Origin of the sequence: Amnibacterium endophyticum (genome assembly GCF_042680685.1) — a bacterium.
In the GTDB taxonomy this organism is placed as follows: Bacteria; Actinomycetota; Actinomycetes; order Actinomycetales; family Microbacteriaceae; genus Amnibacterium; species Amnibacterium endophyticum.
Genome location: NZ_JBHUEA010000005.1, coordinates 14,978 through 41,558, shown reverse-complemented (window position 1 = coordinate 41,558; position 26,581 = coordinate 14,978). Strand labels below are relative to the sequence as shown.

Here is a 26,581-nt window from a genome sequence, read left to right as displayed (position 1 = left end):
TACAGCGATCTGCAGAGCGTGACGCGCGTGCCAACCGAGGCGGATCCGCGGACGCCAGGCGAGCAGCCGCCCGCCGAGGGGTGTGGAGATGACGCGGATGCCATCAGGAAGGTCGGTGAGTTCCTCCTTTGGAGTATCAGTGACGATGCAGACCTCAGAGCCCAGGTCGTGCATCTGCTTCGCGAGCTGACGGACGACCTCGCCTCCGCCCGTTCGTCGGATGTCCCGGGCGAGGTGGCAGACGGCGACGCTCATGCGCCCACGTTGTCATGTGCTCGCCGCGCCGACCACTCGCCGACTCCGTGTCGCGCTCCGGCTGAATCCGCGACGCTCCGGCGCGGTGCCCTATTCGGGGGTGACCCGTTCTTATGGTGTGGCCATGCGTGCCTTTGCGACCTGCGGGGATCGTCGTCCGTGACGGCCGACCTCATCCGGCTCGCCGTCTTCGGCGCGGCAGCAGTGGTCGCGTGCTGGCGGCTGAGCCCGGCAGCGGTGCTTACCGCGACGCTGGCGCTCGACGTGCTACAGGTGTTCGCGACAGATGCGTTCGCAGTCTCGTTTGCAACTGTGTGGCAGCTCGCGGCGGTCGTCGCGCTCGTTCGCGCACGCGGGCAGCTGCCGCGGCTGCGGCTCGTCGCAGGGCTGTTCTCCGCCTACCTCCTGCTGTCGGTCGCGGCTCTCGCGTGGAGCCCCGACCGCGAGGCTGGACTCGCGCTCTGTGCGCAACTCTTCGGTCTCGGGGTGACCACCGCACTGGCGGTCGTGGTGATCCGGCAACGACGCACGACGCTGCCGCTGGCCGTCTTCACGGCGCTCCTCGGCGTCTCAGCGGTCAGCATCCTGATTTTCCGATTCGTTCCCTCGCTCGAGGACCAGTACTTCCACTCGGCGCTTTTCGGCCTGCTGAACGGGCACGGCCTGGCCGACGGGTTCTTCACGACCGATCGCAACAACGTGCTGGACAAGGCGAAGTCCGGCGGACTCTTCTTCGTCAACGCGAACGCGGCGAGTCTGTTCAGCGGCGCTGGGGGCGCCCTGGCGGCACTGCTCGCGCTACGGCAGCGCGGTGTCGGGCGAGCCGCTGCGGGCAGCGTCCTCGGCCTCGATCTCGCCGCCGTGCTCGCGACCGGCTCGAAGAGTGGTCTCTACCTGTCCGTGCTCGCGATCGGTGTGCTCGCCCTCGTCATCGTGGTCCGGCTGCGTCGCCGGGCCGTCGTCGCGCTCGGTCTGCTGCTGAGTGGTGCGCTCGCTGTCTTCGTCGCAGTGCTCGTGGTCGCTCCGGGCGTCGCGCAGCAGACCTCCGCGGTGCAGAGCGCGTCTCCCGCAGCCGAAGTGTCGGTACCGCCGACCGAGCCGTCAGTCGCTCTAGATCCGAAGCCTGCTTCGGAGCCTGCTGCGGAGCCGCCGCTCGTCCTCGTCCCCGCAGCGGCACCGCTTCAGCCGGACCTGGCGGTGCGTTCGATGGACGCCATCGGCACGAGGTTCGACATCTGGAGGATCGGGCTGCGGCTTGCGCAGCAGCATCCCTACGGTGGGTTCGGGTTCGGGGGCTGGGCCGGACAGTACGGCCCCCTGGCCCCGGCCGGGGACCTGAACCCTGCCTTCCCGCCTCATAATTGGCCGCTGCAGGTCTGGTCCGACACGGGTGCGCTGTCCCTCTTCGTCGTCCTGCTGCTGCTCGCCGCGATCGTTCGCACCGCGGTCTCCCATCGACGGGGCGGCTCTCCTGACGCCGCAGCGTCTCGAATTCTCGGCGTGATCGCGTTCGGCTGGGTCCTGCTGCACGGCCTGGCGGACAATACCGGCGTCTACGGCGGACCGCGCCTCATCGCCATCACCGCAGTCGCGATCGCCCTGCTCCTCGAGCGCCGTCCGGGCCGTCTCGATCGATCGTCCCTAGTGACCCGGAGGCTGTCGGTCGAGAGACCTGTCTCCGATCGAGCTCGGGTGGAGCTCGTCGGTGATTGAGACGGATCAAGTTCGGAGTCGTGCGATCGATTTCCGAGCGAGGCAGAGGCTGCAGTGAGGATCGCGGTCATCACGCGTGCGCTCCCGGCGCACGGCGGCGGCGGCATGGAGCGGCTCACAGAGGACCTGATGAATAGTTGGACGGAGGGCGGGCACGACGTCGTCTGCTACACGACCCCACCTCCGTCGGGAGCCCACTTCGAGCGGTCCGACGTCGTGATACGAGCCCTCCCTGGTCGCAGCGGGCATTACTCGGCGGGGTGGCGACGTCGTGTGCGTCAGACTGTCCGGCCCGAGGATCACGACGTGATCCTCGGGGTCAGCTCAGGTGCCGCCTCCTTGGCGGGACACGCCGGCCGCACGCCAGTCGTGATGCAAGCGCACGGAACGGCGCTCGCGGAGATCCGCACGAAGCTCGCCGGCCCGACGGCACGAGGGCTCGCCGGTGTCGCCAAGAACTGCATCAACCTCGCGTCGGATCTCCGGACCTACCGACGTTACGACGGGCTCGTCGCGATAGGACGAGGTGTCGCGTCGGATCTGCAGTCCGTCCCGCGTCCTGTGCGGCCGAGAGACGTCCAAGTGATTGTCAACGGCGTGCCGAGCTTCATCGAACCGGGGGTGGAACGCGCACACGGCGATACGGAGCATGTCGTCTTCGTCGGCCGACTTAAGCGGGAGAAGGGGGTTGACCTGTTGCTGCGCGCTGCACAGGCTCGGGCGTGGCGCGTCTCCGTCGCCGGAGACGGACCCGAGGAGCAGGGACTGCGCGCGCTGGCAGGGCAGCTCGATCTCGAACACCGGGTCGAGTTCCTTGGGAGCGTCAGCCGTGACGAGGTCGGTGCGCTGATGACGACCGCGGACGTCGTGGTCGTCCCGTCCCGGCGACGCGAGGGGCTGCCTCTCGTCGCGCTCGAGGCGCTCGTCCTCGGACGCCGTCTTGTCGTCAGCGAGCAGGCTGCGCAGTCCATCCCCGCCGGTCATGGCCTCGTGAAAACGGCGAGAGCGACTGCTGAGGATCTGGGCGCCGCGGTGGACGAGGTGTTGTCGCAGCCTGTGCCGGCTCCGGAACCGGCGTTCCGCATCGAGGAGTGCGCGGCCTCGTACATCAAGTACTTCGAGCGACTTCGTCGGAAGCAGGCAGCTCGGTGAAGGCGTCGCAGGACCGGAGCCACTTCTTCCGGGGTTTCGTCGTCCTCTTCATCGGCAGTCTCATCGGCAAGGTCGCAGGGCTGGCTCGAGAGGTCGTGTTCGCCGCGGCATTCGGCTCAGGGCCGATTGCGTCGGGATTCAAGAGCGCGCAATCGAGCGTGCTCGTATCGGCCAATCTGGTTACCGGGGACGTCCTCTCCTCCGCCTTCGTGCCCGCGTACGCTGAGACCCGCGCCGCGGATCCGCTGGGTGCCAGGCGGCTGATCTGGGGCTACCTGCTCGGGTACGGCGGGGCGATGACCGGCGTCGCTCTGCTGGTCTTTACGCTCCGACGCGACGCCATGAGCCTCCTGATTCCGGGTGCCTCGCTGCAGATTCAGGCACTCGGCGCCGACTTCCTAGGGGTCCTCGCCTGGTGTATTCCGCTCTTCGGCGTGGCCAGCATTGCGGGCTACGCGCTCGCAACGACGGGCAAGTACACCGCGACATCACTGCGATCGACCCTGCAGACTGCTGGGCTGCTGATTGGCACGATGCTGGCCGTCACCCTCCGCCAGCCCGTGTGGCTCGCTTCCGGCTTCGTTCTCGCTTGGCTGATCTACGCGACCTGGTGCGTTGTCCTGCTGGTCCGCTTCGACCTGCTCGGCCGGCTCGACGCGAGGGGCCTGCCGGCTGCGTTGCGGGTCGTCTTGCGGAACCTGTGGGCGGTCCTGCCGCTGGCAGTCATTCCTGCGGGCATTCAGATCGCGGCCGTGGTGCAGAGGATCATCGCTTCGCACGGTCCTGACGCCCTAATCGCCTCCGTCGACTACGCGCAGACGCTCAGCGACTCGCTGGTCACGCTGGTGTCGGTGCCGCTCGGCTTCGTCGGGCTCACGCAGATGGCCACGCTCGACGAGGAGGGTTTTAAGCGGGCGAGCAGCCGCATCCTGTCCTCCGTGGTGGTCATCGGGCTGCCCCTGACATTCGTAGTCCTGCCGTTGACCGGAACAATCGTGAGAGTCGTGTACGGACGCGGAAACTTCGGGCAGGAGGCCGCGCTGCTCACCTCCCAGGTCGCATTCGGCCTGTTCTGCGGGATCGCGGTGCAGATCGTCGGTTATGCCCTCACGCGGGCGCTCACCGCACGTCGTCGGAACCGCGCCGTGCTGGTGATCACCGTCAGCGGACTGGCCGCCGAGGTCGGGGTGCAAAGTCTCGCGCTTATGCTCCACGCGCCGGTGTTCATCGGCCTCGGTGTCACCGTCTACGGGCTCGTGCTCACGGTCGTGGCGGCACGCCTCCTGCACCTGCACAGGCTGCTGCTGCGGCTCGCCGTCGTGGCCCTGCCGGCGGTCGGCGTCAGCGTTGGTGTGCTCGTGGTTCCCGGCCTACCGGTGGTCCTGCAGCTGGTCGTCATCGCTCTGGCGTGGGCCCTCACGCTGGCCGTCGCCCGGACGTACCGCGGGGTCATCGCCGAGGTGATCGCTCTGTTTCGCCGTTCTCGCTCGCGTACCCCGACTGAGGAGCGCACCTGTGGCGAGCAGCGCGAGGTCGTGCGGCGCTGAGTTCGAGTTCCTCGCGGTCAACAGAGATCGTTGAGGACCGCGAGCGCCTGCTCGGTGCGTGACTCCCAAGAGTGCGACGCTGCGAGAGCGCGCCGTTCCATCGCCTCGGCCTCCTCGAATTCCTCGATCGCCGAAGCCGCGGCCGCGCCAAAGCCCACCGAACCGCTCCGCACTAGAAGTGCGGGATCTGTTCCGTCAAGGCTGCCGAGCGGCGTCGTCACGATGGACAGGCCGGCAGCCAGGTACTCGTAGACCTTGAGAGGAAAGACGCCGCTCGTGTACGGGTTGGTGAGGTACGGGATTAAGCCCACCACACACTCGGAGAACACCTCCGCGAGACGCTCAGGAGGCAGGTTGCCGAGGTACTCGGTACGAGGATGCTCGAGCAGCGCGCGGATGTCATCGGGCAGCGACGTCCCGTCCTCGGGTAGGGGCCCGCACACCACGAGGTCGACCTCCGCGTCGACGACCGAGCGGAGCGCGGCAATATCGATCTTGGTCGGTGTCAGATGGCCTGCGAAGACCGCCCGAGGTCGTCTGCGTGGCTGCGGCGCCGCGAAGAGTCGGGTATCCGCGACGTTCTCCCACAGGCGCACGGCTGGCGCGCCGATCTCCAGCAGGTGATTCCTCACGCCGGTGCTGCTGGCGATTACGACATCTGCTCGGCGGACTGCGCGCCGCTCGGCGGTGACGATGCTGCGTGAGGGCATGTGCGGCTGATGGTGAATGAGATCGACCGAGTGGTAGACGAACGAGTTCGCGCCGTCTTCAAGACCGTAGGTGAGCGGGCTGAAAGACCAGAGGATGTACTCGCGCGGTAGACGTGGCACGACCAGCCGGTCCACGAGCTGCCGATTGAGTCGTCGAATGATGTGCGATCCGTGAAACGGGACGACGACCGGCGACACGACCTCAGGACGGTGCTCGACCTGGCGTCGCTCCGTCGGAGTCTCTTGCGATTGAAGGAGTCGGCGAGCAATACGCCCGGCGTCAGCTCTCGTCAACGTGGGACGGCGGAGCCCGAAGGACTCCACGTAGGTCACCTCTCGGTGCTCGGCCAGGCGTGTCGCGAGGTGCTGCTTGTTGGTCCAGACGGTGCTGTCGAAGTCGGCTGTCGACAAGATCACGACCGGTGTCGAGCGGCTCACGCACATCTCCTCTGCGAACGGCGCGGAAGAAGCGCCTGGGTTAGCGTATGCGGCGAGCCGACTCCTCTGTCCTGCGGTGTCGGACGGCTCGAGGGAGGTCGGACGTGCGCGAACTCCGCGTCGGGGTCCTGCGTCACACCGTCTACTTGCCGTCGGAACGCTTCATCCCGGACCAGGTCCGAGCGCTGGAACGCTGTAGTCCGATAGTGCTCGCTCGAGACTCGGTCATAGATCCGGTACCCGGCATCCGGACCCGTCAGTTGCCGCTGCACTCGACGCCGGCTCGTGCCGCCTACATCACGGGTGTGGCCGCGAACCGTTCACTTCAGTCGGTGATCGCGGACGAGCGGCTGGAGCTGCTGCACGCGCACTTCGGTGTCGAGGGCCTGTACTCCCGTCGCGCCGCCGAGCGGGCGGGGATCCCGCACGTCGTCACCCTTCACGGGTTCGACGTCTCTTACAGTCGCGAGGCGTTGCTGCGCGCCCGGACGCCGTCCTGGGCACGCTACGCGTTGCTGCGGGAGGGGCTGCTGCGGTCCCCGTCGCTCTTCGTCTGCGTGTCCGAGCACGTGCGCCGTCTCGCGATCGGACTCGGGGCGTCGGAGGAGCGCACTCCGGTGATCACGACCGGCGTCGACACGACGCTGCTACTTCCGACCCCGGTGCCGGACGAGCCGCGCGTTGTCCATGTGGCGCGTCTGGTCGAGAAGAAGGGGACCGAGTACCTCGTCGAAGCAGTCCGACGAGCGCGCCTCAAGGTCCCGGACCTGCGGCTGGACGTGATCGGGGACGGGCCGCTACTCGGCAGGCTCACGAGCCAGGTCTCTGAGGCGGGACTCAAGGAGGCCGTGACGTTCCACGGAGCACTTCCGCACGCGTTGGTGCTCGAGCTCATGCGCCGAGCTGCGGTGGTCGCGGTTCCGAGCGTCACGGCGAGGAGCGGAGATACGGAGGGGCTGCCGCAGGCGGTGCTCGAGGCGGGAGCGCTGGGCCGCCCAGTCGTCGGGACACGCCACGCCGGTATCGGCGAGGCCGTCACCGACGACACGGGGGTGTTGGTCGGCGAACGCGACGCCGGCTCGCTCGCCGATGCGCTCGTCCAGGTGCTGGGGTCTCACGTGGTTGCAGCCGACATGGGAGCGAGGGGGCGGGATCGCATAGTCGAGCACTTCGATCTGCAACGTCAGGCACGGAGGCTGCGTGACGCATACGAGGCCGAGGTGGCGGCTGGAGCGGGTTGACAACGATCTGCGTCGTGCGTGCAGGGTAAGCGGAAGCTATGACTCGAGCGTCTCTTCGCGACGCTCCGAGCAAGGGTCTGCCGCTGCCGCGCCCCTCGAATAAGGTGCACCAGCCCGCTTGACACGACCTCCTCCCGAAGGGACGCCGTTCCACCGTGCCGAAGGACCCCCGACGCAAGAAGCAGCGGACGCCCGCCCAGCGGGTGCGCCGTCGCATCGCCATCGGCGGCTCCGTCGCCCTGATCCTCGGCGTCGTGGCCGCCGCGGTGCTGACCCTCTACGTCGGCAACCGGGCGCTGATCGCGAAGGACTCGCTCGAGGCCGCGCAGGGGCAGCTGACCTCGTTCAAGAGTGCGCTCGGGCAGCCGAACGCGCCGAGCACCGCCGAGATGTACCGGGGGCTGCAGGCGAACACGACGAAGGCGGCGCAGCAGGTCGACGACCCCGTGTGGTCGCTCTACGAGAAGCTGCCGGTGCTCGGTCCGAACCTGAAGGCGTTCGGGCAGACGGCGGACCTGGTGAACGCGCTCGTGCACGACGGCGTCGGTCCGCTGGCAGAGGCGGCGGACGGCATCAGCGTCGAGAGCCTGAAGCCGCACGACGGCGGCATCGACATCCAGCCGCTGAAGAAGCTGACGCCGGCGATCGGGGACGTCGACGACGCCATCCAGGCGGCGGACAAGAGCGCCGCGGCGATCGACACGAAGGACGTGCTGCCGCAGCTGAAGCAGCCCATCGAGTCGCTGCGGTCGACGCTCGGCGAGGCGGCGCCGGTGACCGCTGAGCTCCGCAAGATCATGCCCGTCCTCTACCCCGCCCTCGGCGGGGAGGGCAAGCGCCACTACCTCATGATCTTCCAGAACAACGCGGAGGAGCGCGCGAGCGGCGGCAACCCGGCCTCGATGGCGATGCTCGTCGTGGACGACGGCAAGGTGAAGCTCGGACAGCAGGGCGACTCGGGGAACTTCCCGCGCCTCCAGGAGCCGATCCTCACGCCGAAGGGCTCGTTCAACAAGGACTTCTACAAGTTCTACGGCACCTACGCGATGACCTACGTGACGAACATCACGATGACGCCCGACTTCCCGACGACGGCGAAGGCCGCGCGGAAGTACTGGCAGCGCGTCTACCCCGGCAAGGTCGACGGGGTCATCTCCTTCGACCCCGTCGCGCTCTCGTACCTCATGAAGGCGACCGGGCCCGTCAAACTGGCGGACGGAGAGACGATCACGTCGGACAACGCCGTCAGCTACCTGCTCTACGACGTGTACGCGAAGTACACGAACCCCGACGTGCAGGACGCGATCTTCGCGTCGGCCGCCCAGGGGATCTTCTCCGCGGTCACGAGCGGTGCCGGTAGCCCGCAGGCGTACCTCGACCAGCTGAAGCCGATGATGGCGGAGCAGCGGCTCAAGATGTGGTCCACGCGGAAGGACGAGCAGGAGCTGCTGATGGACAGCCCGCTCGGCAACATGCTGCCCGAGGACAACACGGACAAGACCGTGCTCGGCGTCTACAACAACGACGATGCGACGAGCAAGATGTCGTACTTCATGGACGAGCAGGTGTCGGTGAAGACGAACACCTGCTCGCCGACGCCGAAGTACACGGTCTCCGCGAAGGTGATCAACACGCTGCCGGCCGCGAAGGCGTACTCGCTGCCCGAGTACGTCAAGGCGCACCAGCCGCGCATCGTGCCGGGCGGGGACCGCCAGTGGGTGCAGCTGTACGGGCCGGTCGGGGCGAAGCTGGTCAGCGTCACCATCGACGGCGAGAAGGTCGTTTGGGGCACGAACTTCAAGTACGACGAGAACACGGTCTGGGACGCCACCGGCATCGCCGACCGGCGCCCCGCGGTCAAGGGCACGCTGTACGACCGACCGGTCGGCCAGGTCAGCCTGAACATCGGACCGGGGGAGTCGAAGACCGTGAAGGCCGTGTTCTCCGGCGGCACCGACAACTCGTCGACGGTCGAGGTCAGCCACACGCCGAAGGTCCGCGAGGTGCCGGTCGAGATCACGAACGCCACCTGCTCGTGAGCGAAGGTCGATGGCGCTGAAGGTCGTGCGCGCAGCCGGTCACGTCCGTGACCGGCTGCGCCGCTTCGTGGCCGACGCGCCGCCCGGACGCGGGCCCGTGCGGCTCGTCGGGCTGGTCGCGCTCGCAGCGGGCGTGGTGTTCGTGCTCGGCTCCGCGCTCTGGGTCGCGGGCCGAACGGCCGCGACGGTCGTCGCGCTGCAGCAGGCGCAGGGGCAGCTGGAGCAGTTCCGCTACCGGCTGAGCGCCTCGCAGACCCCGAGCAGCACGGCGCTGCAGGAATCGGTGCAGGCGCGGACCGACTTCGCCGCCGGCGCAGCAGGGGATCCTCTGTGGCGCGCGGCCGAAGGTGTGCCGGGCATCGGGCCGAACCTCCGTGCGCTGCGGGAGACCTCGCAGGTCCTCGACGGCCTGGTCGTCGCCGCGAAGCCGCTCGCGATGGCCGCCGAGGGCCTCAGCCTCAACAGCCTGAAGCCCTCGAGCGGCATCGACATCGAGCCGCTGAAGCGGATGCCCGAGCCCATGAAGGCGCTGAACGCGGCGCTGATCGCGGGCAGCGCCGACGCGGACCGGATCGACACGGACGGCGTCGCGGGCCCGCTCGCCGACCGCGTCGTGCAGCTGCGGCAGGGGCTCGCGACCGCGAAGCCGATCAGCGCGCAGGTGACGAAGGTGCTGCCGATCGCGTACTCCGCCCTCGGCGGCACCGGCCGGCGCTACTACCTGCTCATGTTCCAGAACAACGCGGAGGAGCGCGCCAGCGGCGGCAACCCCGCGGTCATCGCGATGCTGAAGGTCTACAAGGGGCGCCTGACGCTGGACCAGCAGCTGAACTCCTCCGAGTTCCCGGGCCCGTACCCGGAGCCCGTGCGCACCTTCGGCGCGCAGTTCCAGAAGATCTACGGCCAGCACGTCGAGACGTACGTGCAGAACACGACGTTCACCCCCGACTTCCCGACCACCGCGCGGCTCGTCCGCACGATGTGGCAGCGGCAGGCGGGGACCCCGGTCGACGGCGTGATCTCGTTCGACCCCGTCGCGCTGTCCTACCTGCTGCGCGCGACCGGCCCCATCGAGCTGAAGGGCGGGGACGTCCTCACCGCCGACAACGCGGTCGACTACCTGCTCTCCGGCGTCTACGCGAAGTACGCCAACGTGAAGGTGCAGAACCAGGTGTTCGCCTCCGCGGCGGCCTCGATCTTCTCCGCGGTCACGCACGCGCAGGGCGGCATCCAGGCCTACCTCGACCAGCTGCCGCAGATGCTCGACGAGCAGCGGCTGAAGGCGTGGAGCGTGCGGGAGTCGGAGCAGACGCTGCTGATGGACTCCCCGCTCGGCACCATGCTGCCCGCGACGAACGACCCGAAGACGGTGCTCGGCGTCTACAACAACGACGACGCCACGAGCAAGATGAGCTACTACATGGACGACACGATCCGCGTGGACGCGGACACGTGCCGGCCGACGCCGCGGTGGACGGTCACGACCGACGTCACCAACACGCTCACGAAGGCGCAGGCGAAGCGGACGAGCGACTTCGTGCTCGCGCACCAGAAGCGGATCCCGTTCGGCGGCGACCGGCAGTGGGTGCAGCTGTACGGCCCGGTCGGCTCGAAGCTCGTCGACATGTTCATCGACGGGAAGAAGGTCGTCTGGGGCACCGACATCGAGCACCGTCTGAACACCAACCCGGACGCGACCGGCGTCGACGACTTCCGGCCCGCGGTGCGGGGCGTCCTGTACGGCCGCCCTGTCGGCACGGTGAGCATCATCATCCCGGCGACGGAGACGGTGCGGGTGAGCGGGACGTTCTCCGGCGGCACGGACCCGTCGAAGACGGTCGGCGTCAGCCACACCCCGCGGGTGCGCGAGGTCCCGGTGACGATCGCGGAGCGGCGCTGCGGCTGAGGCCCTCACCGCGGTGCGAGGGGAGACACGCCCGCGATGTCCCCCGAACGGGGGTCACGTCGTCGTAGCGTCGGCCGACCCCACCGGCAGGAGCCCTTCATGACCTCGCGACGCGTGCTCGTCCGCGCCGGGAAGCACCCCTTCACCGTCCTGCGCCCGGAGGCCGCCCTCGCCTTCGACCGCGGCGGGACCTTCGCCGGCAACATCGGCAACGTCCTCTTCATCGACTCGGTCGTCAAGGCGCTGAGCGCTCCGGGCGTCGAGGTCGTGCCGAACGCGATGCTCACCGAGCGCCCCGCCGCCATGGCGCCCGGCTACGCGGCACGGCTCGACGACGAGTTCGACGCCCTCGTGCTGCCGATGGCCAACGCCTTCAAGCCGAAGTTCCTGCCGCAGCTGACCGCGCTCGCGACGGTGGTCGAGCGGCTGACGATCCCCGTCACGATCGTGGGGATCGGCGCGCAGTTCGACGACTACCGGCCGGACGCGGCGCACTTCGGCGACGAGGTCAACGCGGCCGTGCGCCGGTTCGTCGCCGCCGTCCTCGAGCGGTCGGCCTCCATCGGCGTGCGGGGCGAGCGCACCGCGGAGTACCTGCGCGACCTCGGCTTCGCCGACGACCAGGTCGACATCATCGGCTGCCCCTCCGTCTTCCGCGACGCCGACCCGGAGCCCGTCGCCGCCCCGGCGCCGCTCCACGCCGGCAGCGCCGTCGCCCTCAGCGTGACGCCGAAGCTGGAGCCGTTCTGGCCGATCCTCATGCGGAACCTGGAGCGGTACCCGAACCTGACGTACGTGCCGCAGGAGGCCGCGGACTACGCGCTGCAGCTCTACGGCCAGCCGGTGCCGTACTACCGCAGCAGGGCGACGGGCACGGGCAAGCTGGTGCTCGACGAGCGGTCCCCGATCCACTGGGACCACCCGCTGTACCAGCAGGACCGCGTGCGCTGCTTCGTGGACGCCAGCACCTGGTTCGACTTCATGCGCCGGCAGGACTTCGGCTTCGGCACCCGCCTGCACGGCACGATCGCCGCGCTCGCGAACGGGGTGCCGGGCGTGCTGCTCACGCACGACTCGCGCACGACCGAGCTCGCCGAGTACCACCGGCTGCCGTCGATGCCGCTCGAGGACGCGGCGCCCGACCTCGACGCGGCGGACCTCGCGGCGGGGGCCGACTACGCGTCGTTCAACGCCGCGCGGACGGAGGGCTTCGCCCGCTACACGGCGTTCCTCGAGAAGAACGGCATCGACCACGTCTTCAAGCACGACGGCGCCGCGGACGCCTGGGAGACGGAGCTGCGCTCACGCGCCTTCCCCGGCCCGATCCCGACGCTGATGGCACCGGACGCGGAGTTCCGGCGCCAGGTGGCGTCCCGGCTCACGTGGCTGCGGCAGGGCGCTGCCGAGGACGAGCGGCGTCGCGCAGGCGCGGCGAAGCCGCCCTTCGACGGCCACGTGAAGGCGGCGCCGAAGCCGAAGCCGTCCCCGAGGCCCGCACCGCCGCGGACCCCTGGGCTGCTCGAGGTCGTCGGCGTCGACCTGCGCCGCGCCCGCCGGGCCGCGGCCCGGCTGCTGCGCCGGACGCCGCCGACCCGCTGACCGCCCGCGGTCAGCGCGTGGCGATCCCGATCGTCGCGAGCTGCAGGTTGTGGTCCGATCCCTGGTGGCTGCGGACGAAGTCGCCGTGCCGGTCGAGCCGCAGCACGTTGCGGTACGCGTACGCGTGCGGCGAGTTCCGCAGCAGGATGTAGTCGATCCGCCGCGCGATCGAGCTCGCCTTCTGGGCGTGCGCCGCGTACCCGGAGTCCTTGCCCGTCGCCCCGTTCGCGTTCGCGGTGGGGTAGCGTGCACCCTTCCGCTTCGCGGCGGGCACCGCGGCGGCGTCGAACCAGCCGTGGCGCACCAGGTCGAGGTTCACGGCCTTCGGGGTGTCGAGCGCGTCGCTGTTCAGGTCGCCGCCGAGCACCACCGGCTTGTCACCCGCCAGCCGGTCGATCGCGGCGCGCACCGCCGCGGACTCCCGTGCGCGGGCGTCGCGGATCCGCTTCGCGCCCCCGGTCGGGAAGTGCGCGGCGACGGCGAAGAAGGTGCGCTTCGCGCCGTCGGTCGTCTGCAGTTCGGCCCAGGAGAGCCAGCGGTCGGGGCTGCCGCTGTCCGCCCAGCGGGCGACGCCGAGCCCCTGCACCCCCTGCACGGACCGGTCGCCCGGTGCCATGGCGGGGGAGAGGAACCCGCGCCGGATCACGCGCAGCCGGTCGGGGTTCACGAAGATGTGCTCGCCGACCGTGACAGCGCCGCCGCCGGACCGCCGCCGGTCCGCGGCGCGGTCGTAGGCGTCGTGGTCGACGAGGCGGAGCCCGTTGAGACGCTGCGCGAGGTCGCCGAGCTGGGTGTGGTCGCGGCAGCGGTACGGCTGCGGGTCGCTGCGGCTGTTCGGGTGGTCGACGCACGAGTCGGTCTTCGTCGTCGTCAGCTCGGAGGTGAGCAGCAGGTCGAGCTCCGCGTCTTCGATCGTGCGGGCGACCCGCGGGGCCCGGGCCGGCCAGCGGAACTCGGGCGAGAAGTCGCGGGTGGCGGCGATGCTCTGCACGTTGTACGCCCCGACGCGCAGCCGGGTGACGGGCTCGACGGGCGGGGTCGCGCCCGCGAAGGACCAGGTGCCGGCGGCCGTCGCCCGGTAGGCGCGGGACGGCACCGAGATCGGCGAGGACGCCCGCGCGGCCGACGGCCCGTTCGACTGCACCACCTTGATCCAGACCGGGTTGCCGGTCCCCGCGCCGAGGAAGGGGCGGTAGCGCTTCGGCACCGTGAGGGTCAGCGTGCGCGTCCCGGCCGGCGCCCAGGCGGAGGCGAAGAAGTGCGAGCCGAGGCCCGGCTTCGAGCCGGCCACGACCGCGACGCGCTTCGCCCGGCCGCCGCCGCGCCAGGCCACCACCACCTGGTCGGCAGCGGAGCGCGGCCGGGCGACGACCTTCGTGATGGCGACCGGGTACCGCGGGGCGGAGGTCGCCGGCGCGACCGCGCCCGCCACCAGGGCCCCGGTGACCCCGAGCGCGCAGACCGCCGCGGCGAGCAGGCCGCGCATCGACCGGGACCTCACGGCAGCCGGCTCAGACGGCGCCGAGGACCGCGCGGCGGGCCTCGCGCAGGAACGCGTCGGCGTAGCCCTCCGCCGGGAAGTCCCCGAGGAAGTAGCGCTTCGCGTCGCACCGCGCGTCGGCCAGCGGGTCGTCGCCCGTCATCGCGTCGAGCACCGCGTCGATGTTCTCGCCCTCGCGGTCGAGCACGTACGCCGCCCGGGCGATCGGGAAGGACTCCGGGAACTCCTCGGGCGCGCACTGCATCGACGCCACCGCGAACGGCTTCTCCGAGTAGAGGAAGTCCGGCACGACGCTCGACACGTCCGACACGAGCAGGTCCGCCCGGTTGAAGCAGTCGACGACGTCCGACTCGGCCGTGGCGGCCGCGCCGAAGCGGTGGCGCCGGCCGGTGGTGCGCGCGTCGGCGGCGAGGAGGGCGTGGATGCGGTCCTCGATCGCCGCGTGCTCCGGGTTGCGGCGCGTGTACGGGTGCGGCCGGAAGACGACCTCGTACCCGCGGTCGAGCATCGCCTGCACGATCGGCACCCCGATCGGCAGCGAGCAGTAGTCGGAGTCGGCGTTCGCCCCGCCCCAGGTCGGCGCGTACAGCGCGGTGGGCCGGTCGGACGTCGAGCGGCCGACCAGCACGTGCTCCACCTGGGGGCGCCCGACGATCGTGAACAGCCCGTCCGGCACGCGGACGCCGTTCTTCGCGAACCGGTCGATCGCCGCCTGGCCGGCCACGAAGTCCTTGTCGTACAGGCGGAACACGGGGCTGTAGCTCGGCGCCTTGTCGCTCTCGCCGTGGTTCAGCTGCACGTGCAGCAGCCCGGTGAAGCGCACGAGGTGCGTGTTGCGCGCGGCGTTGTTCACGTAGAAGACGGTGCGCAGCGACGGCGGGACGACCGCGTCGATGTCGCGCGGGTCCTGGCGCAGCACGACCGGCACGCGCGTCCGCGCCGCGATGCCTGCGAGCGCCGCCGGGTTGCGGACGATCAGGATGAACCGCTCCCCGATGCGCTCCAGGTACGGCAGCCACATCGTCACCTGGTACTCCGTGCCGGGAGGGGCGTCCCAGTGCAGCGCGAAGACGGGCGCGTAGGCGGCGACGGCGTCGGGAAGCAGCGCGAGGTTGCGGCGGCTCGCGCGGAAGGCGAGGCCGGTGAGCACCCCGGAGACGCCCGTGACCAGCACCGCCAGCGCCGCGACCGCGGCGTGAGCGGGCGCCACGTCCTCCGTCAGGTCGGCGCCGGCGGCCACCGCGATGCAGACGAGCGTGTTCACGAACCAGATCAGCTTCGGTCCGGGGCGCACGGCGCTCGCGGGCACGACGCCCGGCAGCCCGACGGCGGGCCCGACCGTGACGCGGAGCACGCGGACGATCACCGGCTCGCTCAGCACGGCGGCGGCGACCAGCGCCGCGACGATGAGGCTGGGCACGCTCTCCCACGAGAGCGGGACGACCGCGAGCAGGACGAGCCGCGGGATCACTCCCTGCCCGGCGGCACCCTTGCCGCGCAGCAGGGAGGACTGCGCGGCGACGTTCACGACCTGCAGCACGAGCCCGAGGAACGCGAGGGCGAAGGCCTTCCACTCGGAGCCCGTCGCGATCCCGGTGAGCAGACCCACCACGGCGACCACCGTGCCCGCCTGCTCGACCGCGCCGGAGCGGAGCACGTGCCGGACGGTGATCCGCGGCGGCGCCTCCGGCGCAGCACGCGTGACCTGCTGCTCGGCGGGGCGCACGAGGGCGATCGGCGCGGTGCGGGCCTCGTCGAGCTCCGGCCCGGAGCGCATGGTCTCCTGCTCCGCGACGGCCGCGGCTGCGGCGTCGATGCGGCTGCTCCCGCCGCCGAGGCGCGCCCGGTGGTCGAGCCGCGGCTCATGGTTCTCGAGCGTCCGCATGTCGCCCCTCTCCGCCACCCCGCACGGCGGGACGGCAGATGAACGGTAGGTAAAGAAGTCCTTTGAGGACCGGCGACGCGCCGCGGCGCTACCCCGATCCGGGGGACGCGGCGGAATGGTGCGCGTCCGTCGTGCGTCAGGCCGCGCCGATGCCCGCGTGCTTCGACAGCCGGTAGCGGCGGCGTCCCACCGCGCCGGTGGTGAGGCCGAGGATCAGGGAGGCCGAGCCGTCGGCCTCGCGCTGCACGCTCGCGCCCTGCGGCTCCGCGACGCCGTCGTCCCACGGCTGCCACAGACCGGCGTAGGACCCCGTGGCGACGAGCTGGCCCGTGGCCCAGCTGTACTGCTCCAGCACGATCGGGTCGGCGGGGTTCGCGACGCCGCCGGAGGTCCCGGCGCCGAGCCAGCGGAAGAAGGTGTCGTTCACGGTCGCGAAACCCTGCGTCGTCGGCGGCGAGGCGCGCAGCAGGATCTCGTCGAGGCGGTCGTCGACGCCGTTCCGCAGGTCCGAGATCCGACGGCGGACGAACGTCTCGGTCGCCGCCTGGCCGGGCTGCGGCCAGTTGAAGTGCCGCTCCACGGCCAGGTCGCGGGCCCAGTCGAAGTGGTGGACCGCCTCCGGGTGGTCCTGGAAGGGCACGAGCGTCAGGCCGAGCTGCGCGTTCGCCTGCCCGCGCGTGAAGGTGCCGGGCGTGTAGCGCAGGCGCACGAAGTCGTTCTCGCGGCCGCCGCTGTCGGCGTTCGCGCCGTGCCACGTCATCCAGATCCACGTGCCGGTGCCGTCGGGCTCCGCCTCGAACCCGAGGCCGTGGCCGCCGTCGACGAGCACCATGGCGTCGACCAGCGACCCGTCGTTGCGGACGCGATTGATCACCGTGCTCTCGTAGGGCAGCTCCGAGCCGTTCGAGCCGGACATCTTCTGGGTCACGAAGTACACGCCCTGGGCGGGCACCGCGACGACGTCCTGCATGACGCCGCCGATCGCGAGCCGCGGGATCGTCACGAGTCCCGCCGGCAGGCCGAGCTGGGTCAGCAGGGTCGTGCCGAGCGCAGGAGCCGTCGGGGTCGGCGCGGCCGTCCGCGCGGGAGCCGGCGTCACGACCGGGATCGGCGGCCGTGTGATCGGCGGTGCAGCGGATCGGTCCGCGAGCGCGCTCCACGGCTTCGTCAGCAGCGCGGCCGTCCCGGCGCCGGCGGCGCTCAGCAGTGCACCGCCGCCGAGCAGCAGCGTGCGCCGCGAGAGGTCCGCCATCCCAGCGAGCGTAGGGGGCGTGGACCTCGCCGGGGCCAGGCCCGGCCGGGCACGCGCTCGAAAACCTTGGGCGGCGCCGGCGCCCCGCTTATAGGCGGAGGTCATGGGCAGGAGGGTGTATCCACCCACCCATGACCGTCTTCAGGCCGCTTCTCTGTGCGTTACCTCCGACACTGTCGTCGTCGATCGGTCTTCGCGTACGAGACGGTGGTTCGCGTCCCGCTTCTCGGTGCGCTCCCACACGAGGCCCCGGTCGCGACGCCACATGTCGAATCCAATCGCGATCGGCACAGTCCACCAGAGCCAATAGCCCAGCATGAAGACCGGATTGACCAGGAGGAGGTACAGCAGACGCCGCGCGCGAGAAGGCATGACGTCCCGCAGCAGCGTCCACGAACTGAGCCAGCGGGCCACGATGAGCACAGCGGCGAGCAGCAAGGTGACCGCGGAGAGCACAGCCACCCAGAGGGGGAAGGCTGCACCGGCCGACCGGATCATGGCGACGATCGCGATGATGCCGACGATCCAGCCGACCGGGTTGAAGGCGAGAGAGAGCGTCGGGAAGAAGTTCAGCCGAGCCTTGAATCGGTCGAGCGGTCGCATCCCCATCGAGGTCAAGGGCTGCGCGAGCGACTGGAAGAAGCCCGCGACCCATCGCTTGCGCTGCGTGACCCCTTGTGCCCAAGTGGCCGGCACCTCCTCTACCAGCGGCGATTCGACGACGCCAAGGCGACGCCCGTTGGTCCAGAGGCGCATCCCGACCTCCGGGTCCTCGATCGTCAACCACGGGTGGAAGCCGCCGAGCTCGATCAGGTCGCTGAACCGGAAGAACAGGCCCTTGCCGAGCACGTAGAAGGGGTGCTTCCCGTCAGCGGTCATATGCCGGTACAGCGACGAGTCCCAAGACATGTGGTCCATCGCGTAGAAGGCGGTCGGCCAAGTCGCGAGCGGGTTCCCGGTGATGTTCGTGTTCTGCACCACGTCGTAGGACTCCATGCCGACGGCGGCGGTGTGCCAGTAGTCCGTCGGCACGGCGCTGTCGGCATCGATGTAGGACAGCAGCGATTCCCGGTTGTCCGGAGCTGTCTGGTACATCGCCCAAATCAGCTGCCGGGTCTTCTTGGGTGGGAGATCGCGTTGACCTGCACGTCGGCCCTCGTGCCACCAGTAGGCTTTGGGATTGGCGTCCCAAGAGGACCAGACGGCGTTCCAGGACGGGTGCGTGGTCGGCGGAACCGGCATCACCTCGAGGAAGTCGAACTCAGTGGTGAGCCGCTCCAGAGCCTGGACCGACCCGCTGTCATTGGAGTTCGGGATGCCGATCACGCGAACCAGACCAGCCGGGTACGGTGCACGCGCGATGCTCATGAAGGTCGTGCGCATCGTCTCCTCGAGCTCGTTCAGTACCGGGTAGAAGAGAACGATCTGAGGTGGATCCGCCGGAAGCGGAGCCGTTCGATCGACGCGGTTCACCGGCTTGAGGAAGAACCACAGCGTGACCAGGATCGACGTCAGATAAAACGCCTGGACCGCGACGAGCGCCCAGACCAGGATCGGCGAGGTCATACCGTGAGTCCCCGCTTTCGCAGCTCGTCGTTGGCTGCGACGGCGTTGTCCTCGGCGGTCTGGTGCGACACCCAGCCGATGAGTTCCTGCACGCCCCGGTCACGGAATCGGTACTCCGGCTCGAAGTCGAGCAGCTCCTTCGCGAGCGACGGATCAGCCCAGCAGTGGCGAATGTCGCCGGCCCGGTACTGGTGCGTGATGTCCGGCTCCAGGTCCTCGCGGCCCAGCGCCTTCGCCAGGGTGCGCGCGACTTCCGTGATGGAGATGGGGTCTCCGACCCCGACGTTCACGGCCTTGCCCGCAGCCTTGGGAGCGGTCAGCGCCAGCACCGTCGCCCGGGCGACGTCCTTCACATGGATGAAGTCACGCATCTGCTCGCCGTCTTCCATCACGATCGGACGCTGCCCGTTGAGGAGGCGTCCGGAGAAGATCGCCGCGACGCCCGTGTAGGGGTTGGAGAGCGCCTGCCGCGGTCCGTAGGCGTTGAAGTACCGCACTGCGGTGACGTCGATACCGTATGCAGCGCCGACGCTGAGGCAGAGCAGCTCCTGATCCATCTTGGAGATGGCGTACACGGAGGTCGGGAAGAGCGGCTTCGACTCGGCGGTGGGCAGGGGAGCGAGGGCTCGACCGCAGACCGGGCAGCCAGGCTCCCAGTTGCGTTCGCGCAATTGCTCCTCCGTCCGCAGCCGCGGGGCCTGGTCGCCGTGCTCCGAACAGGAGTAGGAGCCCTCGCCGTAGATCGACATCGACGACGCGACGACGATCTTCCCGATCTTGTGCGGGCCGTTGACGATGACGTCGAGCAGCAGCGCGGTACCACCGGTGTTCGCATCGACGTAGCGCTGGATCTCATACATGGACTGCCCCACTCCGACCTCGGCCGCGAGGTGGACGACCTGATCGATGCCGGCGAGCGCATGGTCCAACGCCGCCCGATCGCTCATGTCGCCCTGCACGAATTCGACGTCGTTTGGGAGGTAGCGCGGTCCGCTCCCGCCGTGAACCTGGCCGACCAGCTTGTCGTAGACGCGGACGGTGTGGCCCTGCTCGAGCAGCAGCTCGACGACGTGCGATCCGATGAAACCGGCTCCGCCGGTGACGAGGATGTTCATGCGACTTCTTCCTTGTTGGAGTCGGCGGCGGCCGACAGCGGGAACGGGACGGCGCTGGTCACGCCGGCCCAGGGGCCGACCGACGGGCGGCCGAGGGAGTGACAGGTCCAACCGGCGGCGCTCCATGCGTCGCGATCGAGCGCGTTGCGCCCGTCGATCAGCAGTCGCTGGGATACGACCTCACCGAGCTCCCTCGGGTCCAGGGCCCCGTACTGACGCCACTCGGTGAGGTGCACGACAAGATCCGCGCCGCGCGCGGCGACCTCCACGTCGTGCTCGTAGCTCAGCTCAGGCGCCGCTTGCCGGGCGTTGGAGATTGACTCGGGGTCGTGCACGACCACCTGCGCGCCCGCAGCGTGGAGACGCCGCGCGACGGCGAGCGCGGGCGAGTCCCGCACGTCGTCGCTGTCGGGTTTGAACGAGGCGCCCAGCACGGTGATGCGTCGGCCCGCGAGCTCGCCGAGTAGACTCGAGGCCAGGTCGACGACGCGATCCCGCCTTCGATCGTTCACTCGATCCGCCTCGGCGAGGAAGGCGAGGGAGTCGGCGAGACCGAGTTCTGCGCCGCGCGCCTGGAACGCTCGGATGTCTTTACCGAGGCAGCCGCCACCGAAGCCGACTCCTGCATTCAGGAAGCGACGTCCGATCCTCGCGTCCTCGCCGATCGCGTCGGCGAGGGTTACGACGTCGCCGTCCACCTGCTCGCACACCTCGGCCATCGCGTTGATGAACGAGATCTTCATGGCGAGGAACGAGTTCGCGGCGACCTTGACGAGCTCAGATGTCTCGAGGTCGGTCACATAGCAGGGAACGCCGGTCTGAAGCACTGGCCGATAGAGGTCTCGAAGAATCTCCTCGGAAGGCGAGTCCTCGACGCCGAACACCAGCCGGTCCGGTCGCAACGTGTCCTCGACGGCGAATCCTTCGCGGAGGAACTCGGGGTTCCAAGCGAGTCGGGCCCCCAACCCCGGGCGGGCGTGGTCGTGAAGCAGGCCCGCGAGCTGCCGGGCGGTACCGACGGGGACCGTCGACTTGCCCACGACCAGTACGGAGCGATCGAGACGTTCCGCAATGTCGCGGACCACCGCTTCCACGTAGCGCAGGTCAGCGCCGTTGCCGTCGCGCAGCTGCGGAGTTCCGACGCACACGAAGTGGACGTCCCCGAATTCGACCGCCGTATCGATCGAGGTCGTGAAACGCAATCGACCCGACTCCACGCCTCTCGAGAGCAGCTCCGGGAGCCCCGGCTCGAAGAACGGCGCCTCGCCGCGCTCGAGAGGTCCGATCCGCATCGGGTCGACGTCCATGCCGACGACCTCGTGACCCATCGCCGCGAGCCCGGCGGCGTGCACCGCTCCGAGGTAGCCGGTCCCGTACACCGAGATCCTCATCAGGCTGCCTCGTTCGTGTTCATCTCGGACCCGACGATGAGGACCGGACCGGTCGGCTGCGCGCCGGCGATCGCCGTCGCTGCAGCCCGGACCTCGTCGCGTCTCGACGCGAACCAGCGCACCGTCGCCTCGAGTCCATCGAGGATGCCCACGTGCGGCTCCCAGCCGAGCTGCTGCCGGGCAAGAGTGATGTCAGGACGTCGTCGGGTCGGGTCGTCCTGCGGAAGCGGGTGGAACTCGATCCGCGATGAGGACCGTGCCAGGGCAATGACGAGCTCCGCGAGGCTGTCGACGGTGCGCTCTGTCGGGTTGCCCAGATTGATCGGTCCGGGCACGTCGGCGTCCACCAGCGCGATCAGCCCGCGGATCAGGTCGTCGACGTAGCAGAAGCTCCGGGTCTGCGAACCGTCCCCGTAGATTGTGATCGGGTCGCCGTTCAGCGCCTGCGCGATGAAAGTCGTGACCACGCGGCCGTCGATGGCGCGCATGCGGGGCCCGTAGGTGTTGAAGATTCGCGCGATGCCTGTGTTCACCCCGTGAGAGCGGCGATAGGCCGCGGTGACGGCCTCTGCATAACGCTTGGCCTCGTCGTAGACGCTGCGGGGCCCGTTCGGGTTGACATGACCCCAGTAGTCCTCCCGCTGGGGATGCACCTCGGGATCGCCGTACACCTCGCTTGTGGAGGCGAGGACGAAGCGTGCCCTCGAGCGTTGAGCGAGTTCGAGGAGGACCTCGGTGCCGCGACTTCCGACACGCAAAGTCTCGAGCGGCAAGCGGTGGTAGTCAGCAGGCGAGGCCGCGCTCGCCATGTGGACCACCGCATCGAACGGCTCGTCAAGCCCGAGTGGTTCGGTGACATCCGCGACCACGAGTCGGAAGCGCGAATGCTGATTCAGCGCGGCGAGGTTCTCCGTCCGGCCGGTCGAAAGGTCGTCGACCGCGACGACGGAATCGCCTCGCGCTACGAGCGTCTCACACAGGTGGGAGCCGAGGAAGCCGGCCCCACCGGAAACGAGGACGTGCATGGATAGGCCTCCCGGCATGTTCGATCCGGCTGGGTGACCGGAAGCGAGTGCGCGTGGGTGCGCGCGGCGCTCGGGGGAGGAGCGCTGCGACGAATCTGAACATGTGAGGGGCCTTCAGTGCAACTTCTGTCGCATGACCAGGAAGTGAATGGTCTGCTCCCCCGTTATCCGGGTGCCATGAGGTCATGCGTTGTCTGGCCGGGACCGGCGATATCGAGCCTTCCCAATCTCGGTATCACGACGTTGTTGCGATGCACGACGCCTGACACGTCCGCCTCATCGACCGACGCAGAAACCTCGACCTCCGCAGCTCCCTCGAAAGCGGGACTGAGGGTTCTCAGGTTTCCGATGTACACGTTCCCCTCGTGCTCAAGGTTCCCGGAGTCGAGCACGTGCAGACCTCGGCCGCCGTTGCGCTGCACGAGGTTCCCCACGACGCGACCGAGTTTTCGGTACGAGGGCAGGGCTGGAGTGAGCGAGTTGCGGCGAGCGAGGCAGTCCACGGAGATGCCGTTGCCGTCGGTGACGAAGTCGAATCCACCGATGGAGTACGGCACGTCGCACTCGCAGTCCTCGATCGTGTTGTGGAGGGCGCGGTACCCGAAAGCCTCCGGCATCTCGGCTCCCTCCAGGTGCTCCGCTCCGAAGAAGCTGATACCGGAGGTGTTGTAGGCGCTCCGCCTGCAGCACCCGGAGATGTGGTTGAACGCGACGTCGACGCCGTCCCAGCCGCCAGCCGGAAGTCGGGTGCCTTCCCAGTCGGTGGCGGATGTGTAGAAGCAGTTGATCCCCCCGCCCGGGAAGTTCCTGACGTCGCAGCTCCACACCCGGACAGCCTTCGAGCCCCGGAAGACGGCGACCCCGGAGCTGTCCGGATTGCGGCCGTCGACGGCACCGACGATGCGGAAGCCGAAGAGCGCTACGAAGGAGCACTGCTGGATGTCGATGCCGTTGCGGATTGTCTCGCGCGCGTCGATGACCGGCGGGTCGTCGAGGTCAGCGGCTTCGAACGAGATCCAGGCGTCCGGCCGTCCGTGGAGCCCGTAAAGGTCGAGGTGGCTGTAGCGCCCCGCAGGCACGAGTATTCGGTCGCCCGCCTGCGCCCCGAGGTCGCCGCCCGAGATGCCACCGAGGGGAGCGAAGGAACCCGGCGCCTCCAGCCGCACTGTGCGCGTGGGTGCGGGAAGGGTGGCGCTCCAGAGCCGGTGGACGTCTCGTCGTTTGATCATCTGCTCAGAGTGTCGCTGTCGAGTGATGGGCCTCGCTCGCGGTGGTCGTGCCGCGGTGGCCGCCGAGCGGTACTCGGATCAGGCGGGGGAGTGGCGCTCCGCCTCCACACGAGCGCCCCTGTCCAGGGAGGCTAGCGCGCGACGCAGCACCGTCGACGAGGTCGACGCGGTGTACGGGAAGTAGACGACCTCGACGCCGACCTTCGCGAACTCCGCCTCGAGGCGCAGGCCCTTCTCGGTGCCGCGCCAGTCGTCGCCCTTGAAGAAGTGGGTGAAGCCGACCTGCCGCCACGTGTCGAGCTTGTCCGGCAGCGTCTCCGGCCACACGTCGTCGACGTAGGTGATCGAGCGAACGATCTCCATCCGCTCCGCGTGCGGCACGACGGGCTCGATGCCCTTCACCTCGCGCAGCATCTCGTCGCTGACCACGCCGGCGATCAGGTGGTCGCACTCGCTCCTGGCATGGCGCAGCAGGTTCAGGTGCCCGATGTGGAACAGGTCGAACGCCCCGGCGGCGTATCCGACGCGGAGCGTCGGTGCCGTGGGCGCAGCGCCGACGCGGAGCGTCGGCACCGTGGGTTCAGCGCCGATGCGCGGTCCGCGGGTCATGCGAGCACCGGCTCGTCGGCGGGCACGTGGGCGACGGCGGCGATCGCACCGGCGATCTCGCGTCGGTAGCGCTCGGGTGCGAAGCGGGCGGCCGCGACCGGTGCGAGCCGAGCGGCGTCGTCCCGGAACCCGGGCCAGTCGTTCGCGATCCGAGTCAGCGCCGCGGCGAGCGCGGCCGGGTCGTCGGGCTCGACGGGCAGGGCGGAGGCGAACCCGTCGATCGCCTCCGCCAGGCCGCCGATCGCACTGACGACGATCGGACGTCCGGCGAGCACCGCCTCCACCGCGGTGTTGCCGAACGGTTCCTCCTCACGGGAGGGCACGACGCCCGCATCGGCGCGCGCCAGCGCGCTCCAGATCGACGGGCGGAAACCGGTGAAGACGACGCGGTCGCCGAGGCCGAGGCGCTCGACCTGCTCGTGCAGGTCGCGCTCGTACCACTCGTAGCCGCTGTAGACGCCGCCGACCAGCTCGAGGCGGGCGTCGACCCCTGCCGCGACGAGCTGCGCGAGCGCGTCGACGACGACGTCGGGGCCCTTGCGGGGCGACAGCCGGCCCACGTAGACGATCCGCAGCGGCCCGTCGATCTCGTGACGGGCGGGCACGACCTCGGTCGGTCCTGCGACGCCGTTGTAGACGACGGTGGAACGGCGGGTCAGGCCCGGGGCGACCTCGAGCAGGCCGTCACGGCTGAACGCGCTGTTCACGACGACGCGGTCGGCGAGCAGCAGCGGCCAGGCGAGCGCCTCCCGCAGCAGGCGGTTCGCGCGGCGCTCGCTCTCGTGCACGTGGCAGAGGACGGGGATGCGACGGGCGCGGGCGACCGCGACCCAGAGCGGCAGGGTCAGGGTCGAGACGTAGACGACGGTCGGCTCGACGTCGCGCAGCAGCCGCGCGATGCGCACGGCACCGGCGAGGGAGGAGAGCGCCGTGCCGGCGAGCGCGGTCGGCCTGAGCAGGCTCTTGCGCAGCACGGGCACGTCGACGAAGACCACGTCGGCGCCGAGCAGCTGCGCCTCCGCGACGAGCGGACCGTCGTTCGGCACGGCGAGCACGACCCGCCAGCCGTGCTCCACGAGGCCGGCGACGGTCTCGAGCAGCATCCGGTCGGAGCCGTACAGCTCCGCTCCGGGGTGGGCGAGCAGCGCGGTGCGTCGCTCAGCCACGAGCGGCGTCCGCGGCCTGCGGGTTGCGGACGGACCACGCCGACTGCGCCCGGCGTCCGCTCGACATGCCGCGGGTGCTGTACCCGCGCGCCAGCTTCGCGGCGAGCGATTCGTAGCACTCCGTGACGGCGTCCCAGTCGTAGCGCTCCCGCGCCCGCTCCTGCATCAGCTCGCCGATGTCGCGGAACCGGAACGGGTACCGCTCCACCTCCTCGATCGATCTCGCGAGCTCCGCGGCCGACGAGAAGTAGAGGCCCGCCGTGCCGGCGACCTCGCGGTTGAAGACGACGTCCCAGCCGACGACCGCGGTGCCGGCGCCCATCGCGCGCAGCAGGGACGGGTTCGTGCCGCCGACGCTGTGGCCGTGCAGGTAGCTGAGGGCGTGCGAGTACAGCTGGTCCAGCATCCGCTGGTCGTAGACGCCGCCGAGCAGGCGGATGCGGGCGTCGCCCTCCGCGAGCCGCCGGATCCGCTCGGTGTGCTCCGCCGCGTAGGGCGCGCTGCCGACGACGACGAGGGGCATCGTCGCGCCGCTGCGGCGGTACCCCTCCACGATCACGTCGACGTGGTTCTCCGGCTCGAAGCGCGCGACGACCACGTGGTAGTGGCCCGGCACGAGTCCGATGCCCTCGATGAGGTCGGTGGGGCTGTCCTTCAGGATCTTGGTGCCGTAGGTGATGAGGTCGGTCTGGATGCCGAACTCGTCCGTGTAGTAGTCCTGGATGCCGCGGGCGTCGGCGATCAGCGCGTCCGCCTCGCGGACGGCGACCTGCTCGGCCATGCGGTAGTAGCGGCGGCCCCAGGCGCCCCACTTGTCGCGCTTCCACTCGAGGCCGTCCACGTGGACGGCGACGGCGGTGCCACGGCTGCGGATCATCGGGATCAGCGGCGCGTTCGCGGCGTTGAAGACGAAGGCGACGTCGTGGCGGCGGGTCGCGCCGAGGTGGGCGGCCGACAGTGCGGTGTGGCTGAGGGTCTCGAGGGTCTTCGTGCGCAGCGCCGGCAGCGTGACCAGCTTCATGCCGAGGTGCTCGCGCGGCGCCTGCTCGCCCGTCGAGCGGCCGTAGACGGTCACCCGGTGCCCCTGGCTGACGAGCCGCTGGCCGACCTCCTCCACCGCCGTCTCGAAGCCGCCGTATGCGGCCGGGACCCCGCGGGTGCCGAGCATCGCGATGCGCATCGGTGCGATCCCCATCCGGTGCTTGGGGGGAGCTGAGGCGAGTGAGGTCATGGGTCCCTCGG

19 protein-coding genes are annotated in these 26,581 nt (G+C 69.9%); 7 read left to right on the top strand and 12 right to left on the bottom strand.

What is annotated here, in order from left to right; all coding sequences use genetic code 11:
• The first annotated feature begins 27 nt into the window (after positions 1 to 27).
• The 3 genes from ACFSBI_RS04715 (at position 28) to ACFSBI_RS04705 (ending at position 4,667) form a co-directional block, all read left to right on the top strand.
• Positions 28 to 1,968 (top strand): O-antigen ligase family protein, encoded by a 1,941-nt coding sequence (locus ACFSBI_RS04715; protein WP_377932547.1) that lies wholly within the window; start codon positions 28 to 30, stop codon positions 1,966 to 1,968.
• 105 nt (positions 1,969 to 2,073) lie between these two features.
• Positions 2,074 to 3,120 (top strand): glycosyltransferase family 4 protein, encoded by a 1,047-nt coding sequence (locus ACFSBI_RS04710; RefSeq protein ID WP_377932728.1) that lies wholly within the window; start codon positions 2,074 to 2,076, stop codon positions 3,118 to 3,120.
• The gene (locus tag ACFSBI_RS04705; RefSeq protein ID WP_377932545.1) at positions 3,117 to 4,667 is read left to right on the top strand and encodes a lipid II flippase MurJ; all 1,551 of its coding nucleotides are present in this window, start codon (positions 3,117 to 3,119) and stop codon (positions 4,665 to 4,667) included. Before ACFSBI_RS04710 ends, ACFSBI_RS04705 begins: the two co-directional genes overlap by 4 nt.
• Positions 4,668 to 4,684: 17 nt before the next feature.
• On the opposite strand, the gene ACFSBI_RS04700 is transcribed toward ACFSBI_RS04705, so the two are convergent.
• A complete protein-coding gene (locus tag ACFSBI_RS04700) occupies positions 4,685 to 5,815 on the bottom strand; it encodes a glycosyltransferase (RefSeq protein ID WP_377932543.1) in 1,131 nt (376 codons plus the stop codon).
• A gap of 104 nt (positions 5,816 to 5,919) precedes the next feature.
• Between ACFSBI_RS04700 and ACFSBI_RS04695 the strand changes: the two genes are divergently transcribed.
• The 4 genes from ACFSBI_RS04695 (at position 5,920) to ACFSBI_RS04680 (ending at position 12,600) form a co-directional block, all read left to right on the top strand.
• Positions 5,920 to 7,056 carry a glycosyltransferase gene (locus ACFSBI_RS04695; protein ID WP_377932541.1) on the top strand — a complete coding sequence of 379 codons (1,137 nt, stop codon included), beginning with the start codon at positions 5,920 to 5,922 and terminating at the stop codon, positions 7,054 to 7,056.
• Positions 7,057 to 7,211: 155 nt separating this feature from the next.
• Positions 7,212 to 9,095 (top strand): DUF4012 domain-containing protein, encoded by a 1,884-nt coding sequence (locus ACFSBI_RS04690; RefSeq protein ID WP_377932539.1) that lies wholly within the window; start codon positions 7,212 to 7,214, stop codon positions 9,093 to 9,095.
• Positions 9,096 to 9,105: 10 nt separating this feature from the next.
• Positions 9,106 to 11,001, top strand: coding sequence for a DUF4012 domain-containing protein (locus ACFSBI_RS04685; RefSeq protein ID WP_377932537.1), 1,896 nt, complete (start codon positions 9,106 to 9,108; stop codon positions 10,999 to 11,001).
• A gap of 99 nt (positions 11,002 to 11,100) precedes the next feature.
• A complete protein-coding gene (locus ACFSBI_RS04680) occupies positions 11,101 to 12,600 on the top strand; it encodes a polysaccharide pyruvyl transferase family protein (RefSeq protein ID WP_377932535.1) in 1,500 nt (499 codons plus the stop codon).
• 10 nt (positions 12,601 to 12,610) lie between these two features.
• Here the strand turns inward: ACFSBI_RS04680 and ACFSBI_RS04675 are convergent, their stop codons facing one another.
• The 11 genes from ACFSBI_RS04675 to ACFSBI_RS04625 form a co-directional block, all read right to left on the bottom strand.
• Positions 12,611 to 14,101 carry an endonuclease/exonuclease/phosphatase family protein gene (locus tag ACFSBI_RS04675; protein ID WP_377932533.1) on the bottom strand — a complete coding sequence of 497 codons (1,491 nt, stop codon included), beginning with the start codon at positions 14,099 to 14,101 and terminating at the stop codon, positions 12,611 to 12,613.
• Positions 14,102 to 14,111: 10 nt separating this feature from the next.
• Positions 14,112 to 15,986 carry a CDP-glycerol glycerophosphotransferase family protein gene (locus ACFSBI_RS04670; protein WP_377932531.1) on the bottom strand — a complete coding sequence of 625 codons (1,875 nt, stop codon included), beginning with the start codon at positions 15,984 to 15,986 and terminating at the stop codon, positions 14,112 to 14,114.
• Between the two features lie 136 nt (positions 15,987 to 16,122).
• On the bottom strand, positions 16,123 to 17,238 hold the full coding sequence (locus ACFSBI_RS04665) for a phage baseplate protein (RefSeq protein WP_377932529.1): 1,116 nt from the start codon (positions 17,236 to 17,238) through the stop codon (positions 16,123 to 16,125).
• A gap of 141 nt (positions 17,239 to 17,379) precedes the next feature.
• Positions 17,380 to 18,804, bottom strand: a complete 1,425-nt coding sequence (locus ACFSBI_RS04660; RefSeq protein ID WP_377932527.1) for a glycosyltransferase family 2 protein — start codon at positions 18,802 to 18,804, stop codon at positions 17,380 to 17,382.
• Positions 18,801 to 19,919, bottom strand: coding sequence for an NAD-dependent epimerase/dehydratase family protein (locus tag ACFSBI_RS04655; RefSeq protein WP_377932525.1), 1,119 nt, complete (start codon positions 19,917 to 19,919; stop codon positions 18,801 to 18,803). The genes ACFSBI_RS04660 and ACFSBI_RS04655 overlap by 4 nt, the downstream gene beginning before the upstream one ends.
• Positions 19,916 to 21,310: a UDP-glucose dehydrogenase family protein gene (locus ACFSBI_RS04650; RefSeq protein ID WP_377932523.1), complete on the bottom strand. Its 1,395-nt coding sequence runs from the start codon at positions 21,308 to 21,310 to the stop codon at positions 19,916 to 19,918. The genes ACFSBI_RS04655 and ACFSBI_RS04650 overlap by 4 nt, the downstream gene beginning before the upstream one ends.
• Positions 21,310 to 22,335 carry a UDP-glucuronic acid decarboxylase family protein gene (locus ACFSBI_RS04645; protein ID WP_377932522.1) on the bottom strand — a complete coding sequence of 342 codons (1,026 nt, stop codon included), beginning with the start codon at positions 22,333 to 22,335 and terminating at the stop codon, positions 21,310 to 21,312. Before ACFSBI_RS04645 ends, ACFSBI_RS04650 begins: the two co-directional genes overlap by 1 nt.
• A gap of 164 nt (positions 22,336 to 22,499) precedes the next feature.
• Entirely contained in the window at positions 22,500 to 23,564 is a 1,065-nt protein-coding gene (locus ACFSBI_RS04640; protein WP_377932520.1) for a hypothetical protein, read from the bottom strand.
• Between the two features lie 78 nt (positions 23,565 to 23,642).
• Positions 23,643 to 24,173, bottom strand: coding sequence for an FAD synthase family protein (locus ACFSBI_RS04635; RefSeq protein WP_377932518.1), 531 nt, complete (start codon positions 24,171 to 24,173; stop codon positions 23,643 to 23,645).
• The gene (locus ACFSBI_RS04630) at positions 24,170 to 25,339 is read right to left on the bottom strand and encodes a glycosyltransferase (protein ID WP_377932516.1); all 1,170 of its coding nucleotides are present in this window, start codon (positions 25,337 to 25,339) and stop codon (positions 24,170 to 24,172) included. The genes ACFSBI_RS04635 and ACFSBI_RS04630 overlap by 4 nt, the downstream gene beginning before the upstream one ends.
• Positions 25,332 to 26,519, bottom strand: a complete 1,188-nt coding sequence (locus ACFSBI_RS04625; protein ID WP_377932514.1) for a DUF1972 domain-containing protein — start codon at positions 26,517 to 26,519, stop codon at positions 25,332 to 25,334. Before ACFSBI_RS04625 ends, ACFSBI_RS04630 begins: the two co-directional genes overlap by 8 nt.
• Positions 26,520 to 26,581 lie beyond the last annotated feature (62 nt).

Coding starts and splice junctions, on each gene's coding strand:
- ACFSBI_RS04680 (WP_377932535.1), top strand. CDS start 11,101: ATGACCTCGCGACGCGTGCTCGTCCGCGCCGGGAAGCACCCCTTCACC.
- ACFSBI_RS04655 (WP_377932525.1), bottom strand. CDS start 19,919: ATGAACATCCTCGTCACCGGCGGAGCCGGTTTCATCGGATCGCACGTC.
- ACFSBI_RS04710 (WP_377932728.1), top strand. CDS start 2,074: ATGGAGCGGCTCACAGAGGACCTGATGAATAGTTGGACGGAGGGCGGG.
- ACFSBI_RS04640 (WP_377932520.1), bottom strand. CDS start 23,564: ATGATCAAACGACGAGACGTCCACCGGCTCTGGAGCGCCACCCTTCCC.
- ACFSBI_RS04650 (WP_377932523.1), bottom strand. CDS start 21,310: ATGAGGATCTCGGTGTACGGGACCGGCTACCTCGGAGCGGTGCACGCC.
- ACFSBI_RS04660 (WP_377932527.1), bottom strand. CDS start 18,804: ATGACCTCGCCGATCCTGGTCTGGGCGCTCGTCGCGGTCCAGGCGTTT.
- ACFSBI_RS04625 (WP_377932514.1), bottom strand. CDS start 26,519: ATGCGCATCGCGATGCTCGGCACCCGCGGGGTCCCGGCCGCATACGGC.
- ACFSBI_RS04645 (WP_377932522.1), bottom strand. CDS start 22,335: ATGCACGTCCTCGTTTCCGGTGGGGCCGGCTTCCTCGGCTCCCACCTG.
- ACFSBI_RS04635 (WP_377932518.1), bottom strand. CDS start 24,173: ATGACCCGCGGACCGCGCATCGGCGCTGAACCCACGGTGCCGACGCTC.
- ACFSBI_RS04665 (WP_377932529.1), bottom strand. CDS start 17,238: ATGGCGGACCTCTCGCGGCGCACGCTGCTGCTCGGCGGCGGTGCACTG.
- ACFSBI_RS04670 (WP_377932531.1), bottom strand. CDS start 15,986: ATGCGGACGCTCGAGAACCATGAGCCGCGGCTCGACCACCGGGCGCGC.
- ACFSBI_RS04685 (WP_377932537.1), top strand. CDS start 9,106: ATGGCGCTGAAGGTCGTGCGCGCAGCCGGTCACGTCCGTGACCGGCTG.